Raw genomic sequence first — 13968 nt, forward strand, 5'->3', positions numbered from 1 at the left:
CAGGGAAGTCTGAGGTTGATGCCCTTAATTTAAGGGGAACCACTATCAGCAATCTGCTCAAGCAACAACCACTGCCAGAAGCTGTCCGGCAAATCCTGACGGCCACCTTCATCAGCTTGCATCAGCCAATCCAGCAGTTGATGCGCGGGGCATTCAAACGGATAACGCTGATCAGCCCGGTCCTGAAAGCGCAACTCACAGCGACACGCCTGCAGCGGGGCATTGGCAGCACTCCAGCTCAGCACGTACCGATGGGGCTGTGCATCACTGCGGGCACGCGCGCCTTCGAACTGTCCCAACGGCAATCGTTCAAGTGCACGTCGCAGGGCCTGCTCTCTGCGAAGCCCACCGCAGTAAGGAGCGAACAGCGCCAGTTGAGCGTCTCCGGACGGACTGGACAACGTCATACCGTCGAGCTGTTCCAAGCATGCACCAGTTCACCGCCATGGCCCAGCCTGTGCCAAGGACATCTGATTCGAGCTCCATTGCAGAAACCTGGGCAGGTCGCAGGGTGGGAATCACAGGAGCAGGAGGTGAACTGGGTCGTGCACTGACTCGACGTCTCAGACAGAAGGGCGCCTGGGTCATCGCTCTGAGTCACCGCCCCAAACCGACCGAACTGAACAGCTTGACCGGACCTCAGGAGTGGGTCTGCTGGAGCTGCGGAAAGGAGGAGGAACTTGATTCCACCTTGCTGGATCTGGATGTGCTCGTTCTCAACCACGGCATCAATCCCGGAGGCGATCAAAGCCCTGAGAGCCTGAACAGGGCCCTTGAAGTCAATGCCCTCAGCCAATGGAGGCTTTTGCAGCGCTTTGAGCAGCTTGAGAGGGGCCTCCAGCCACCGGCGCATCCACCGGAGCTATGGGTGAACACATCGGAAGCGGAGATACAACCGGCACTCAGCCCTGCTTACGAGCTCAGCAAGCGCCTGATCGGCCAGCTCGTGAGCCTGCGCTGGAGCGCTCCTCGTCAGGAGAGGACCAGGCTGCCGAAACTGCGCAAACTGGTGCTCGGCCCATTTCGTTCGAACCTTAATCCGATCGGAGTGATGTCAGCTGATTTCGTCGCAGGCCAGATCCTCTGGCAGGCCGACCTGGGCCTGCCACTGATCATCGTCACCCCCAATCCAATCACCTTGCTGACGATGCCTCTGATCGAGCTGGGGCGATTGGCCTACAACAGGATCCTGTGGCTTAATCGCCACGATCCGTGAGAATTTCGCATCCGTCGGAGGTCACGACGATTGTGTGCTCCCACTGGGCAGACAGGCTGCCATCACGCGTGACCACAGTCCAGCGGTCCCTGAGCGTGCGACAGGCTTTGCTGCCGGCATTGAGGATTGGTTCCACCGCCAGGGTCATGCCAGGTCGCAGTTTGACGTTCGGCATAACGTCCGTTCGGAAGTTGAAGACGGAGGGTTCTTCGTGAAGATTGCGGCCCACACCGTGCCCCGTGTAGTCCTCCACCACACTGAATCCCCCTTCATGGACGCGGTCCTCAACGGCTCCAGCGATGTCGAGCAGCGTGTTGCCTGAGCGGATCTGCGCCAGTCCTGCCATCAGTGACTCCTGAGCCACCCTACTGAGGGTGGCTGCCTGCTCACTCACCTCACCAACGCAGATGGTGACGCAACTGTCGCCGTGATAGCCCTCGAAGAATGCTCCCGTATCCACCTTGAGCAGATCGCCGGCATGAATCACCTTTTTGTTATTGGGGATGCCGTGCACCACCTCGTCATTGATGCTCGAACAAATGCTTGCGGGGAACCCGTGGTACCCCTTGAAGCTAGGCGTTGCACCCATTTCTCGAATGCGCCGCTCGGCATGGGCATCCAGATCAGCGGTGGTCTGACCAGGCTCGACCATTTCCATGATCTCGCGAAGCACAGTTGCCACGATGCGACTGGCCTTGGCCATGATTTTCAGCTCTCTCGCCGATTTGATCTCCACGCCCCGACGTTGCTGAATGCGCGGGCCTGTGGCCGTCACGCTTCCGGTTTTGGTTGAGGAAAGCAGGTCAGCGAACAAGTTCATCGGTGATTCCTTCGGGCAGTCCCGACGTCCTGCTGTCACGCTATCAATGGTGACGAGCTAATGCCGGTGGCTCTCTGGATGGCACGACTGCGGCGCTGGCACAGCAAAGTGGCGCCTTTGGTTCTTCTGCCGTTGATGACCACAGTCATCACGGGCCTGAGCTATCGAGTGGCACGTGATTGGTTCGGAGTGAGCCGCGACAGCGCCCACTGGCTGATGAGCCTGCATGAAGGGGAATGGCTTGGGCCGCAGCTTGAGCCGGTGGTGGTTGTCCTCAATGCACTGGGCGTGCTGTGGATGTTGATCACCGGCGGAGGAATGATGCTGCAGTCTTGGAGAAACGCCTGGAAGAAACGCTCAGTGGACGGCGGGCCGGCAGGGTAAGCTGGTTGTTTGGCGTGATTACCCGGAGCTGGGATGGCAGCGGACCAGAAAGACACATCTGCACAAGACAACGCAGACAGCGCAAGTACTGAGAACGAGTCCCCGAAGACTGCTGCTCCAGCTGCCACGGCTGAACGCCTCAATCCTGCTGAGTTGATCAGACAGTTTGAGCAGTCGCAGCAGAAAACCGATCTTCCTGACATTTATGTGGGCGATACCGTGCGAGTCGGCGTTCGCATCAGCGAAGGAAACAAGGAACGCGTCCAGCCCTACGAGGGGGTGGTGATCGCCAAGCGTCACGGCGGGGTGAATCAAACCATCACGGTTCGTCGGATTTTTCAGGGCATTGGCGTTGAGAGAGTTTTTATGCTGCATAGTCCTCAAGTGGCCTCCATCAAGGTGGAGCGCCGAGGTAAGGTACGTCGGGCGAAGCTTTTCTATCTGCGGGAACGGGTGGGCAAGGCCACCCGCGTGAAGCAGCGCTTCGATCGCTGAGGTTTAGGCCTCGTTCAATCCAATGCCATCGCGTTTGTGATGGTCGAGGGGTTCATCGCCTTGCGCCGTTAGTTCAGTTGGTAGAACGCAGGTCTCCAAAACCTGATGTCGGGGGTTCAAGTCCTCCACGGCGCGTCCGATGGCCCCTTCTGCAGTTTCCTAGTTTCGAGCATGGAGTTGGATCTTCAACCTGGTGATGTGGTCAAGGTCCTCGAATCAGCCGCCCTCGGCTGGGTTCGTGCCCGTGTCATTCGCGTCAAATCCGGAGGGCGTGTGGTCGTTCAAAGCGACCAGGGCCGTGAGTTCACTGCGCGTGGCAATCAGGTCCGTCTGATTGAGCCTGCAGGTTTCCGTCCCTGACCAAAACGTATCCATCCCTGCAAGGGATCACGGAGGCCGGTGGCTGTGCCCACCGGTTTTTTGTGTCTTCCGAGAGTGCTTTCAGGGAGAACATTCTTAGTGTCTGAACAGGGTTTTCACCTCTGGTGAACAGATGAGCAGTCTTGAGGCGGAACCCATGTTCTGCTTGAAATTGAGGTGTGCTCGGGTCCATTCATCTCCACTGGAACAAGCTTTCCAAGGGGGCCCTCAACCGACATCTGAAAAGCGAACCTGTCGCCATGACTGATACCAATTCAGAAATGGTGGGTTCTGAAGCCAAATTGTTCTGGACCCGACCCACGCGCGTATTGACGGAGGGCAGGGCAACAGTCGATACTTTCGAAGTCGCGCAAGTGACGCAGATCAGATTCCAACGGACGAGCACCGTCGATCTGAATCCGATCTGGGACCGTAGTTCAACCGGTTAGAGCACCGCCCTGTCACGGCGGAAGTTGCGGGTTCGAATCCCGTCGGTCCCGTTCTTCATCCCGAGCCACACCATGGTGCGTGTTCGTCTGGCCCCAAGTCCAACGGGCACTCTCCACATTGGTACGGCAAGAACAGCAGTTTTTAACTGGTTGTTCGCACGAAACCAGAAAGGTCAGTTTCTGCTGAGGATTGAGGACACTGACAAGGAGCGCTCCAAGCCCGAGTTCACCGCCAACATTCTTGCTGGCCTCTCATGGCTTGGTATTGACTGGGATGAAGATCCCACGATTCAGAGCGAGCGGGTCAACGAGCATCGTGCCGCCATTCAGAAGCTGCTTGACCGAGGCCTTGCCTACCGCTGTTACGCCAGCGAAGAGGAGCTCGCAGCCATGCGAGAGGTCCAGAAAGCTGAGAACAGGGCACCTCGCTACGACAACCGACACAGACACCTCACAGCGGAGCAGCAAGCTTCGTTTCAGGCTGAAGGCCGTGAAGCGGTGATCCGCTTCCGGATCGATGACAGTGAGGAGATCCACTGGCGTGATCTTGTCCGTGGACCGATGCATTGGCGTGGATCAGATCTAGGCGGTGACATGGTTATTGCCCGTCGCGCTCCCGCGGACCAGATCGGTGACCCTCTCTACAACCTTGTGGTTGTGGTCGATGACGCGGCCATGGCGATCACGCATGTCATCAGGGGTGAGGACCACATCGCCAACACCGCCAAGCAGCTGTTGCTCTACCAGGCTCTTGAGCTGCCCGCCCCGATCTTCGCCCATACCCCCCTGATCCTCAATGCGGAGGGGCGCAAACTGTCCAAGCGTGACGGCGTCACCTCGATCAATGATTTCCAGGCGATGGGTTACACGGCGGAGGCGATCGCCAACTACATGACCCTGCTGGGCTGGTCTGTTCCCGAAGGGATGGAGGAACGCTTCACTCTCTCGCAGGCAGCCGAAGTGTTCAGCTTCGATCGAGTGAACAAAGCCGGTGCGCGTTTCGACTGGGACAAGCTCAACTGGCTCAATGCACAGGTGCTGCATGGCCTCACACCGCAGCAACTGCTGGAGGACATCTCGCCGCTCTGGCGCGAGCAGGGATGGAACCTCCCTGAGGACGTGAGCTGGAGCCTCGCTTTGTGCGAATTGCTCGGCCCCTCTCTCACCCTGCTGAAGGATGGCATTGACCAGGCACAACCATTTTTTGTCTGTCCTGAGCTTGAGGACGATGGGCTCAAACAACTTGAAGCCGATGGAGCCAGGAGGGCGATCGTTCAACTTGTGGAGTCGCTCGAGAGTGATCCATGGGACGGCAATGGCACCGCACAGGCACAGGAACTGCTGACCAATGCCGCAAGCAAAGCCGGAGTCAAAAAGGGTGTTCTGATGAAATCGTTGCGTGCTGCTCTGCTGGGCCGTCTCCAGGGACCGGATCTGATCACAACCTGGTCATTGCTGGCCAGGGTCGGGCAGGACCTGCCCCGTCTGAAGCGCTGCCTCACCTGACTCCTCGGGATCAGACTGAATCAGGCCTAAAACACGTGCCAAGGGCTGGGCCGTCAGTCCCTGGAATCCCACAGTCATCAGAATCGTGAGAAAAACCAGACCCTGAAGTCGGCCTGCCCCGAGAATCCCGGCCTGTTCAAGGCGAATCGAAAACAGTGATGCCACGGCGGCCGTCACAATTCCTCTTGGCGCGAGCCAACCCATGAAAAGGCGTTGACGCCAGTCAAGTGGCAATCCGATCGTGGCAACGCCCACTGCTGCAGGACGCACAAGCAGCATCAGCATCAGCACACAACTGACACCACCCCAGCCGAGCGGACTGAGTTCAGCCCACGACACATCAGCCGCCAGCAGCGGAAAAAGCATCGTGATCGCCAATCTGGCCAGTTCGCGAATCAGCTCATCCAGCTGAGCGGCCTGCGTGGATGGACGACGGCCCACCACAACACCAGCAGCGACCGATGCCGGCAGACCGGATTCGGGAAGCAGCCACTCGCAGATGGCAAACATGAGAAACAGAACGCCAAGAGTTAACTGCAGCCGCAAGCCGACGGCATGCTCTGAAGGCAAACGTCTCAACAGCTCGGCAAGCAGCCATCCAACAGCGACTCCGATCAGCACCCCACCTCCCAGGCGGAACAGCAGGCCAATCGCCAGACCTCTCCAACCGTAGAGGTCGCCCAGCAGCAGCTCAAGCAGCAACAGTGCCAGCACCGCTCCCACGGGCTCGAGCACCAATCCCTCCGCTTCGAGGACATCCCCGAGGGGAGGAGCCAGGCGGATCTGTTGCACGATCGGCGTGACCACCGTGGGGCCTGTTCCCAACACAATGGCGCTGTAGACCGCAGCCACGGACCATCCCAATCCGGCCAGCCAGTGCGCTGCCAAAATTCCCGCTCCCAGCGACAACAGCAAACGCAGCACGGAAATCCGCAGCACGGTCGCTTTGATGGTGTCTCCGGGCAAGCGCAGATTCAGCCCACCATCAAACAGAACGAGACTCACAAGCAGGCCAACGGTGGTCTCAAGGCCCTCGCCCAGGTCCAGAGGCTCTACGAGTCCAAGACCGGATCGTCCGATCAGCAGTCCTGACAACAGCAACAGCACCACCCCTGGAAGGCCTGACAGGGCGGCAAGCAATCGCGCCCCGGCTCCGGCGAACACCGTGATGCCCCAGAGCAGTCCGAGCCTCTCAGGCGTCATCGATGGATGCGAATTGCGGTTCCACACGCACACCGATGACCGCTTCAGGGCGAATCACCAGATACTCCCCTTCGAGATCCCCAAGGGGAACATTCACAAAAGCCTGACCACTCGCGCCGCTGGCCAGTGCCTGGTACCACTCCTGAAAGGACTCGAGAGTGGGGAAATGCACGACCTCTGTTTGACCTCCAGAGAGGTGAAGCGAAATCTTGTAGCGGCGTGGGGTGCGTGTCATCAGCGAACCGTACAGGCCCAGGGGGAAAGCGGGCTCCCAGCAGCCACATAGAGCGGGTGACGAGGTTGACCGCTGCGGGTGGTGCCGATCACCAGTGGAGGAGCCCCCTGCCCACGCACAGCAAGGGCCCTGGCGAGCATCTTGACCACCTTCTGGTCACGCAGATGCAGGGAGCCCGACGCACCCCAGCCCAACCACAGGTCGCAGCCAGGTGAGCGGGACCATGTCTCGAACCAGCTGTTCAGCACTCGGTCGCAGTCCGGCCCCACAGGATCGATGCAACGTTGCAAGGCCGCTGGGGATGGAGAGATCCTCCCAAACAAATTGAGCACCACAAGCTGGTGATAGCCCCAGGCCCGTGCGAAACCCTGCAGACGTCTCAGCGTGCGGTCGTCACGAACAGCATCGGCCAGGGAAGGATTGAGGCCGACAAACAGGAGAACCTTGAAGGGATCATCCGGTGACGGCCTGAGAATTGGACGACGCAGCATCCAGCGATAACGCCCGCAGGGGCTGAAGGCGGCATCAGCCGTTGAGCAAGGCAAGTGCAGCTTCAAGAATCCTGCCGCTGGCTTGACCATCTCCGAAGGGGTTCACAGCCCTGGCCATCTGCTCATAGGCCTTCGGATCATCGAGGAGGAGTGACGCCTCACGGTTGATTGAGTCAGTGTCCGTTCCGACAAGTCTTGCGGTACCGGCATCAACGGCCTCGGGACGCTCAGTCGTGCGACGCAGCACCAGGACCGGCTTTCCCAGCGCGGGAGCCTCCTCCTGAAGACCTCCGGAATCGGTGAGCAGCAGGGTGCACCCTTTCATTGCGGCAACCAACCGGTCGTAGTCGAGGGGCTCGCTCAGAACCACACGGGGATGGTCGCCGAGCAAAGTTCGCAGAGGCTCCCGAACTGTTGGATTGCGATGCAGAGGCAGCAGCAGGACGACGTCAGGATGGCCTTCAAGAACCTCAAGCATGCCCGCAGCGATGCTGTGCAATCGCTCTCCCCAGTTCTCCCGGCGATGGACCGTGGCCAAAATCACGCGCTGATTGGCCCAGTCGATGGGCAGATCAGAAAGGACAGGGGCCTGCTCAGCCATGCGCAGGAGGGCATCGATGACCGTATTGCCCGTGACCATGACCCGACCGACCACGCCGGAAGCCTTCAGGTTGGCTTCTGAGCGCTCGGTGGGAGCGAAATGCAACTGGGACACCTGGGAGATCAGCCGGCGATTCGCCTCTTCAGGGAATGGATCAAGGAGATTGTCCGTGCGCAGACCGGCCTCCACATGGCCCACGGGGATCTGCTCGTAAAACGCTGCCAGAGCAGCGGCAAAGGCTGTTGTGGTGTCTCCCTGAACCAGAACCAGTCCAGGCGGAAAAGCCTGGAAGTCATCGCGCAGTCCCTGAAGAGCTGAGCAGGTGACGTGCGTCAGCGTCTGACGCGGAGCCATCAGGCCAAGATCCTGATCCGCCTTGATTCGGAAGAGATCCATGACCTGCGTCACCATCTCGCGATGCTGTCCCGTGAGGACAACGCGAGTATCCAGCGCTGAACAGCCCCGGAATTCCTGAATCACCGGAGCAAGCTTGATGGCTTCCGGTCTGGTGCCAAGTACGATCGTCACACGGGGCCTGGCAGCCATAAACAGAGTGTTGATGGCGAGATCCTAAGCGCGTTTCACGCAGCTCTTCTGAAGCATTCACTTGCCAACAGGACAGCTGTGGCGAAGCTGAGCAAAGACGTCGAGGAATTGTGTGAGCCAGCCGATCTTTCCACCGGGCTTTCCCACTGGCGCCGTCTCCCCGCCAGGGCATCCATCACCAGCCGCCACAGCGATCAGCGACGGGAAGGATGGAGCGCCCAGCCTGGAGCAGATCGTACGCATCGCCCATGAAAAGGGACATTCAGACGTTCATCTCGGGGTCGGTGAAATCCCTCGATACCGGGCCCGTGGCGAGATGCTGACGACGGAGTGGCCCTGCACAACTCAGCAAACCTTCCAGCGCTGGCTGAGGGAAATCCTGACGCCGCAGCAGATCGATGATTTCCATCAGATCAAGGAATTCGATGGTGCCCACGCGTTTTCCTTTGTGCGCGTGCGCATCAACCTTCTGGACTCCCTGCGGGGGCCTGCCATGGTTCTGCGGCTGATTCCCCAGACGATCCTGACCCTTGAGCAGCTGAACCTGCCCGATGTTCTGCGTGATCTGTCCTCACGACCCAAGGGGCTCGTCCTGATCACCGGCCCAACCGGATCCGGGAAAAGCACAACACTGGCGGCGATGATCGACTGGATCAATCGAAACCAGAATCGCCACATCCTCACCATTGAGGACCCGGTCGAGTTCGTCCACACAAGCCAAAGCTCACTGATTCGACATCGGGAGGTCGGACTGCACACCCTGAAATTTCACAACGCTCTGAAAGCGGCACTACGGGAAGATCCCGACGTCATTCTCGTGGGTGAGATTCGCGACCAGGAAACCCTGAGCACAGCCCTGGAAGCCTCTCAAACCGGGCACCTGGTGTTTGGAACACTCCACACAAATTCAGCCGTCAAGACCGTGGAGAGAGTGCTTGGCATGTTCCCGCCCGAGGACCAGGAGAGCGTGCGTCGATCTCTGTCGGAGTCACTACTCGGTGTGATTTCTCAGGGCCTCATCCGAACCACAGATGGCAAGCGGGCCGCTTTCCACGACATCCTCATCAACACGGAAGCCTGTAAGGACTACATCCAGCGTGGAGCCCTGGATGAAGTTGAAGAAATCATGCAGCGAAGTGGTTTCGACGGAATGGTTACCACCAATCAATGCCTGCAGAGTCTTGTGGAGCAGGAGAGAGTCGAAGCTGACCAGGCTGTGGCTCAGAGCCTGAAACCGAATGAACTGGCTCAGGCCTTGAGGGGAAGGGGTTAGGCGTGGGGGTTTGATCGTCAGGCGGCTGGGGCGCTGGAAGCGGAAACCCTGATCACGAACAGAATTCCGAGCGACACAGACAAACCCAGCATGGCCAGGCGTCCATTCCAGATTTCTGCCTGGGGCGTAAAACCTCTGCGCCAAGCATTCAATTCACCGGAATCAACCTGTTCAACGTTGTTCTGCTGGCGCGTCTCGGCCTTGATCGACATCACCCTGTTGCAAGTCGCGACACCCTATGCACTGCAGCTCAGAAAGGCGGATTCGATTGATACATAGGAGCGCAGTTTTCGAGAGCCCAGCGTGCTGAAACGCCCAGAGCCAATGAACTGGAGATGGCTGCGGAGTTCAAACGTCCAAGCGCAGCTGCACCCACCATCGCTGCGTTATCGGTGCAATAGCTGAGTGGTGCCAGGTGCACCTCAACTCCCTGTTCAGCACCTCTGGCATGCATGCATTCACGCAACCGTTGATTGGCGGCCACGCCGCCCACCATCACCAGTGTTGACAGATGAAGATCGCAACAGCATCGGAGGCTGCGATCGACCAGTACATCCACAACAACCTGCTGGAAGCTGGCGGCCAGATCGGCCAGGGGCAGTGGCTGATCCCAAGTCCGACAAGCCTCAACCTGGCGAAGCATGGCCGTTTTGAGGCCACTAAAAGAAAAGTCGTAGGGGTAATAGCCCCCTCCAGGTTTTGAGACGCGACCTTTCGGAAGGTTGAAGCGTCTGACATCACCCTCAACGGCAGCAGCCTGAATTGCCGGCCCTCCTGGGTACTCCAGCCCCAGTAGACGAGCAACCTTGTCGAAGGCCTCACCAGCGGCGTCGTCATGGCTGCGACCGAGCCGCTCCAGCGCTCCTGTTGCCTCGACACGTATCAGTTCCGTGTGCCCACCGCTCACCAGCAGAACGAGATAAGGCGGGGCTGGCGGGGACAACGCCAGCCGAACCGAGGCCAGATGGGCTTCAAGATGGTGAATGGCAATGAAAGGTCGGTTGTGAAGCGCCGCCAGAGTGCGGCCCGTCAAGGAACCCACCATCAGGGCCCCAACAAGGCCTGGGGTCACAGTGGCAGCAACGGCATCCAGATCGCTGATCGGCAGTTCTGCGTCATTGAGCGCCTGACCGATCAAATGAGGCAGTGCTTCCACGTGCCTGCGTGAGGCGATCTCCGGCACCACTCCGCCCCACTGGGCATGTTCCTCAATCTGGGATGCAATCCGATGCGACAGCACCTGCAGGCGACCTCCGCTCTGTTCCACAACAGCCGCGGCAGACTCGTCACAACTTGTTTCGAGGGCTAGCACCTTGGCCATGCAGGTCAACAGGCTCCACTACTCTCCATTTGATACATCCTGCCTCCCAAGGGCAGGTTCAACAGGCACCGTTCCGATGCGTCGTTTCTTCGCTCTCGCGCTTTCGGCCCTGCTGGTGTTCGGTTTCGCACCGGTCGCCAGAGCTGATGTAGCAGGGCTGACTCCCTGTTCTGAAAGTGCACGTTTCCAGCAACGTGCCAGTGCAGCCTCAACGCCACAGGCCGTCGCCCGCTTCAAGATGTACAGCAAAGCCTCCTGTGGTGAGGATGGTCTTCCCCATCTGATCGTTGACGGTCGTTGGAACCATGCTGGTGATTTCGTACTCCCAGGACTGATGTTCCTTTACATCACCGGAACCATTGGCTGGGCCGGACGTGACTATCTCAAGGCCATTCGCGGTCGCAAGGATCAGAACATGCTTGAGATCCAGCTGGACATGAAACTTGCGTTGAACTCCGTTGTCAAAGCAGCCACATGGCCTGTTGCTGCCATTGCAGAGTTCAACAGTGGCAAGCTGACTGAAAGTGATTCGAAAATCACAGTTTCACCCCGCTGATTACAAAAGCTCCTTTACCTAACTCTCCAAGGATGAAAAAATTTCTCTCCACTGCACCTGTGGTTGCCGCCATCTGGTTCACGTTGACGGCAGGCATCCTGATCGAGTGGAACAGATTCTTCCCCGACCTGCTGTTCCACCCGCTCTGATTGCTCAAGCTGCGGCCAGCCCCATTAACCGCTCAAGCTCGTCAAGAGCGGTTTGGAGGTCATCGTTGATGACAACAGCGTCAAATTCCTGCTGGGCTTTGAGTTCAGTCTTCGCACGATCCAGACGTCTGGCAATCGCGGCTTCCTCTTCCGTGCCGCGGCCACGGATCCTTTGTTCGAGCTCTGCAAAACTTGGCGGTGCAAGAAAGATCTGCAGGGCTTGAGGAAAGCTGCCGCGCACCTGACGAGCACCCTCAAGTTCGATTTCCAGCAAAACAGGAGTACCCGACTCAAGCCTCTCCAAGACAGGTTGCTTGGGGGTTCCGTAGCAGTTCCCGGCGAATTCAGCCCACTCCAGCAACCCTCCCTCGCTGACCAGTTGGTCAAATGATTCACGCGAGTGGAAGAAGTAATGAATGCCATCCTTTTCACCCTCGCGAGGAGCCCGGGTGGTGGCCGAAACGGAAAGCCAGAGCTGCGGATGACGCTCAAGTAAGCGTGTCACCAGAGTCCCTTTGCCAACGCCGCTGGGGCCTGTCAGCAAAGTGAGCCTGGCGCGGAGATCAGTCGTTGCCATGGCTTGTGTGAGGTCAGGCAGCAGGGTAGGAAGGCATTCCAGTCGAAAGGCCACCGGATAGCGATGGCGAACAGCACGCTTCAGGTGATGGACCTCACCAGCCTTCGGGCGGTGCTGGGGGATCTGCGAACACAGATCATTCCAAGTCGCTTTGAAAAAGCACAACAACCGAATCAGCAGAGCCTGCAGCTGGGCTTCCGAACCCTGACCGGGATGGTCTGGCTGGAACTCAGCTGGCAGGCAGAGGCCGCCAGACTTGTTCAGATTCCCCCTCCCAGCAGGACTGGAAGTGGCAGCACGCTGGCTCAGCAGGTTCAGCACGGCCTGAAGCAGCTGGCCCTGGTGGAACTGGAGCAGCGTGACTTTGAGCGGGTTGTGCTGTTGCATTTCGCCCCACGCCCAGGCGAGGAAAGCGTGCGCACTTTGGTTCTCGAGCTGATGGGTCGCCACAGCAATGTGCTGCTGCTGGATGACCAGAAGCGGATCACCGCGATTGCCAGACAGGTCAGACAGCACCAGTCACGGGTACGGCCCTTGAGCAGTGGAGATGCTTATCTCCCGCCACCATCGCTGCAGAGCCTGCCACCAAGCCTCGAGGAGCCGTTCGAGCAGTGGAAGCGCAGACTGACTCTGGTCCCTGTCGATCTGGGCAAAGCGCTGCGCGACACCTATCAGGGCATCAGCCCCGCTCTGACAAGGCAACTCATCAGCTCTCTCCCAGAGGATGAGCTGCCGTTGCAGCTCTCAGCCAGCACGCCTGTAACAGAGATCAGCGACAACCAGTGGCTGCTGCTGCATCAACGCTGGACGCAATGGCTGAATCACCTCAATCGTGGCGAATTCACCCTTTACCTCGATGAGTCAGGTGGCTATCGCGTCTGGAATGATCCGGCAGACTCAGCAGGTGAAGGTGAATCACTCAGCCTTCGTTTAGGGCTTTATTACCGGAGCCATCTCAACCAGCGACAACTGCTGAGGGAAAGCCAGGAGCTGCAACAGCTTTTGGAACAGAGCCGACAACGGGAACAGGCCCAGCGTCTCGAGCAGGTTGAGCGACTGCATGCCACTGCTGGAGCCGATGATCTTCAACACAAGGCGGATGCCATTTTCTGTCAGGCCGCTCCTGACAGAGACAGCATCGACCAGGCCCAGAAGCTTTACCAGCGCGCCAGACGGCTGCGACGCTCCATTCCTCTGATCGAAGAACGACTGGCCCATCACGATCAACGTCTTGCGCTGATTGAAGGCAGCGCAAGCTTCCTGGCAGATCTGATGCAGGCGGACTGGGACGATGCTGACGATCGCAACCGACAATTGCGCGAGCTGAAGGCAGAACTGGAGGATTTGCTGACTCCTCGCCGTCGCCGTCGCCGCAGCGGTCCTCCACCGGGACAACCTCAGCCACTGGAGATCCGCTCCAAGCATGGACTGGTGATTCAGGTGGGGCGCAATCACCGCCAGAACGAGTGGATCAGTCTGCGTCAGGCTCGCGCAGGTGATCTCTGGTTTCATGCACAGGAGTGTCCGGGAAGCCATGTCGTGCTCAAGGCCTCGGCAGCGGCTGCTTCAGAGCTGGACCTGCAGCTTGCGGCAGACCTTGCAGCCTGGTTCAGCAGGGCGAAGGGAAATCGAAGGGTGCCGGTGGTGATGACGGGCGTGGAACATCTCCAGAGAATTCCTGGCACTGCACCAGGGACCGTGAGACATCGCCAGGCCGAGCTGGTCTGGGCGGAACCGGACCGTGCGCAAAAAACCCTTGAGGCTTGGAACCCCCTAGCCTGACCCA

Annotated in this window: 18 protein-coding genes and 2 tRNA genes; 11 read left to right on the forward strand and 9 right to left on the reverse strand. The window is 59.0% G+C overall.

The genetic code is table 11. From position 1 onward, the window contains the following. Positions 1-29 precede the first annotated feature (29 nt). Positions 30-425, reverse strand: a complete 396-nt coding sequence (gene ebsA / locus SynBIOSE41_RS13105; RefSeq protein ID WP_255475764.1) for a type IV pilus biogenesis protein EbsA — start codon at positions 423-425, stop codon at positions 30-32. Between the two features lie 2 nt (positions 426-427). Here ebsA and SynBIOSE41_RS13110 point away from each other — a divergent pair, with 2 nt between their 5' ends. Then, positions 428-1216 carry an SDR family oxidoreductase gene (locus SynBIOSE41_RS13110; RefSeq protein WP_186538222.1) on the forward strand — a complete coding sequence of 263 codons (789 nt, stop codon included), beginning with the start codon at positions 428-430 and terminating at the stop codon, positions 1214-1216. Here the strand turns inward: SynBIOSE41_RS13110 and map are convergent. Further along, complete coding sequence (gene map, locus SynBIOSE41_RS13115; protein WP_186538223.1) at positions 1197-2036, reverse strand: type I methionyl aminopeptidase; 840 nt, start codon at positions 2034-2036, stop codon at positions 1197-1199. The genes SynBIOSE41_RS13110 and map overlap by 20 nt on opposite strands. A gap of 60 nt (positions 2037-2096) precedes the next feature. On the opposite strand from map, the gene SynBIOSE41_RS13120 reads away from it, so the two are divergent. The 6 genes from SynBIOSE41_RS13120 (at position 2097) to gltX (ending at position 5230) form a co-directional block, all read left to right on the forward strand. Continuing rightward, entirely contained in the window at positions 2097-2420 is a 324-nt protein-coding gene (locus SynBIOSE41_RS13120) for a PepSY domain-containing protein (RefSeq protein WP_186538224.1), read from the forward strand. Between the two features lie 33 nt (positions 2421-2453). Next, positions 2454-2915 carry a 50S ribosomal protein L19 gene (rplS, locus tag SynBIOSE41_RS13125; protein WP_186538225.1) on the forward strand — a complete coding sequence of 154 codons (462 nt, stop codon included), beginning with the start codon at positions 2454-2456 and terminating at the stop codon, positions 2913-2915. A gap of 62 nt (positions 2916-2977) precedes the next feature. Then, positions 2978-3050 (forward strand) — tRNA-Trp (locus SynBIOSE41_RS13130). 36 nt (positions 3051-3086) lie between these two features. Then, entirely contained in the window at positions 3087-3275 is a 189-nt protein-coding gene (locus SynBIOSE41_RS13135) for a hyperconserved protein Hcp (RefSeq protein ID WP_006043540.1), read from the forward strand. A 426-nt stretch (positions 3276-3701) separates the two neighbouring features. Further along, positions 3702-3775 (forward strand) — tRNA-Asp (locus SynBIOSE41_RS13140). Between the two features lie 21 nt (positions 3776-3796). Continuing rightward, entirely contained in the window at positions 3797-5230 is a 1434-nt protein-coding gene (gene gltX / locus SynBIOSE41_RS13145; protein WP_186538226.1) for a glutamate--tRNA ligase, read from the forward strand. Here the strand turns inward: gltX and SynBIOSE41_RS13150 are convergent. From SynBIOSE41_RS13150 to wecB, 4 genes are read right to left on the reverse strand one after another with little or no spacing between them, the layout of a single operon-like run. Next, positions 5174-6433 carry a sodium:proton antiporter gene (locus tag SynBIOSE41_RS13150; protein ID WP_186538227.1) on the reverse strand — a complete coding sequence of 420 codons (1260 nt, stop codon included), beginning with the start codon at positions 6431-6433 and terminating at the stop codon, positions 5174-5176. The genes gltX and SynBIOSE41_RS13150 overlap by 57 nt on opposite strands. Beyond that, positions 6423-6668, reverse strand: coding sequence for a hypothetical protein (locus tag SynBIOSE41_RS18160; protein ID WP_066905907.1), 246 nt, complete (start codon positions 6666-6668; stop codon positions 6423-6425). The genes SynBIOSE41_RS13150 and SynBIOSE41_RS18160 overlap by 11 nt, the downstream gene beginning before the upstream one ends. Next, the gene (locus tag SynBIOSE41_RS13155; RefSeq protein ID WP_255475766.1) at positions 6668-7213 is read right to left on the reverse strand and encodes a DUF1643 domain-containing protein; all 546 of its coding nucleotides are present in this window, start codon (positions 7211-7213) and stop codon (positions 6668-6670) included. Before SynBIOSE41_RS13155 ends, SynBIOSE41_RS18160 begins: the two co-directional genes overlap by 1 nt. Continuing rightward, on the reverse strand, positions 7194-8306 hold the full coding sequence (gene wecB, locus SynBIOSE41_RS13160; protein ID WP_186538228.1) for a non-hydrolyzing UDP-N-acetylglucosamine 2-epimerase: 1113 nt from the start codon (positions 8304-8306) through the stop codon (positions 7194-7196). Before wecB ends, SynBIOSE41_RS13155 begins: the two co-directional genes overlap by 20 nt. Before the next feature lie 112 nt (positions 8307-8418). Between wecB and SynBIOSE41_RS13165 the strand changes: the two genes are divergently transcribed. Then, complete coding sequence (locus SynBIOSE41_RS13165) at positions 8419-9579, forward strand: type IV pilus twitching motility protein PilT (protein ID WP_186538229.1); 1161 nt, start codon at positions 8419-8421, stop codon at positions 9577-9579. Between the two features lie 17 nt (positions 9580-9596). Here the strand turns inward: SynBIOSE41_RS13165 and SynBIOSE41_RS13170 are convergent, their stop codons facing one another. Together SynBIOSE41_RS13170 and tsaD are read right to left on the reverse strand one after the other, a co-directional pair. Beyond that, a complete protein-coding gene (locus SynBIOSE41_RS13170; RefSeq protein WP_066906153.1) occupies positions 9597-9791 on the reverse strand; it encodes a hypothetical protein in 195 nt (64 codons plus the stop codon). Positions 9792-9829: 38 nt separating this feature from the next. After that, positions 9830-10900 (reverse strand): tRNA (adenosine(37)-N6)-threonylcarbamoyltransferase complex transferase subunit TsaD, encoded by a 1071-nt coding sequence (gene tsaD, locus SynBIOSE41_RS13175; protein WP_186538230.1) that lies wholly within the window; start codon positions 10898-10900, stop codon positions 9830-9832. 76 nt (positions 10901-10976) lie between these two features. On the opposite strand from tsaD, the gene SynBIOSE41_RS13180 reads away from it, so the two are divergent. Beyond that, complete coding sequence (locus SynBIOSE41_RS13180; protein ID WP_067092821.1) at positions 10977-11456, forward strand: Photosystem I reaction center subunit III; 480 nt, start codon at positions 10977-10979, stop codon at positions 11454-11456. A 32-nt stretch (positions 11457-11488) separates the two neighbouring features. Then, complete coding sequence (gene psaJ, locus SynBIOSE41_RS13185) at positions 11489-11605, forward strand: photosystem I reaction center subunit IX (RefSeq protein WP_066905917.1); 117 nt, start codon at positions 11489-11491, stop codon at positions 11603-11605. Between the two features lie 4 nt (positions 11606-11609). Here psaJ and gmk read toward each other — a convergent pair whose 3' ends face one another. Next, entirely contained in the window at positions 11610-12182 is a 573-nt protein-coding gene (gmk, locus tag SynBIOSE41_RS13190; RefSeq protein ID WP_186538231.1) for a guanylate kinase, read from the reverse strand. Between the two features lie 63 nt (positions 12183-12245). Between gmk and SynBIOSE41_RS13195 the strand changes: the two genes are divergently transcribed. Further along, positions 12246-13964 carry an NFACT family protein gene (locus tag SynBIOSE41_RS13195; protein WP_186538232.1) on the forward strand — a complete coding sequence of 573 codons (1719 nt, stop codon included), beginning with the start codon at positions 12246-12248 and terminating at the stop codon, positions 13962-13964. The last annotated feature ends 4 nt before the right edge of the window (positions 13965-13968 follow it).

The sequence above is a fragment of the Synechococcus sp. BIOS-E4-1 genome (genome assembly GCF_014279995.1).
Taxonomy (GTDB): Bacteria; Cyanobacteriota; Cyanobacteriia; order PCC-6307; family Cyanobiaceae; genus Synechococcus_C.

What these genes read in the sequence shown, in the direction of transcription:
- SynBIOSE41_RS13110 (WP_186538222.1), top strand. Translation starts at nt 428, where the DNA reads ATGCACCAGTTCACCGCCATGGCCCAGCCTGTGCCAAGGACATCTGAT.
- gmk (WP_186538231.1), bottom strand. Translation starts at nt 12,182, where the DNA reads ATGGCAACGACTGATCTCCGCGCCAGGCTCACTTTGCTGACAGGCCCC.
- wecB (WP_186538228.1), bottom strand. Translation starts at nt 8,306, where the DNA reads ATGGCTGCCAGGCCCCGTGTGACGATCGTACTTGGCACCAGACCGGAA.
- SynBIOSE41_RS13120 (WP_186538224.1), top strand. Translation starts at nt 2,097, where the DNA reads ATGCCGGTGGCTCTCTGGATGGCACGACTGCGGCGCTGGCACAGCAAA.
- psaJ (WP_066905917.1), top strand. Translation starts at nt 11,489, where the DNA reads ATGAAAAAATTTCTCTCCACTGCACCTGTGGTTGCCGCCATCTGGTTC.
- gltX (WP_186538226.1), top strand. Translation starts at nt 3,797, where the DNA reads ATGGTGCGTGTTCGTCTGGCCCCAAGTCCAACGGGCACTCTCCACATT.
- SynBIOSE41_RS13170 (WP_066906153.1), bottom strand. Translation starts at nt 9,791, where the DNA reads ATGTCGATCAAGGCCGAGACGCGCCAGCAGAACAACGTTGAACAGGTT.
- rplS (WP_186538225.1), top strand. Translation starts at nt 2,454, where the DNA reads ATGGCAGCGGACCAGAAAGACACATCTGCACAAGACAACGCAGACAGC.
- SynBIOSE41_RS13150 (WP_186538227.1), bottom strand. Translation starts at nt 6,433, where the DNA reads ATGACGCCTGAGAGGCTCGGACTGCTCTGGGGCATCACGGTGTTCGCC.
- map (WP_186538223.1), bottom strand. Translation starts at nt 2,036, where the DNA reads ATGAACTTGTTCGCTGACCTGCTTTCCTCAACCAAAACCGGAAGCGTG.
- SynBIOSE41_RS13180 (WP_067092821.1), top strand. Translation starts at nt 10,977, where the DNA reads ATGCGTCGTTTCTTCGCTCTCGCGCTTTCGGCCCTGCTGGTGTTCGGT.
- SynBIOSE41_RS13135 (WP_006043540.1), top strand. Translation starts at nt 3,087, where the DNA reads ATGGAGTTGGATCTTCAACCTGGTGATGTGGTCAAGGTCCTCGAATCA.
- SynBIOSE41_RS18160 (WP_066905907.1), bottom strand. Translation starts at nt 6,668, where the DNA reads ATGACACGCACCCCACGCCGCTACAAGATTTCGCTTCACCTCTCTGGA.
- tsaD (WP_186538230.1), bottom strand. Translation starts at nt 10,900, where the DNA reads ATGGCCAAGGTGCTAGCCCTCGAAACAAGTTGTGACGAGTCTGCCGCG.
- SynBIOSE41_RS13195 (WP_186538232.1), top strand. Translation starts at nt 12,246, where the DNA reads ATGGCGAACAGCACGCTTCAGGTGATGGACCTCACCAGCCTTCGGGCG.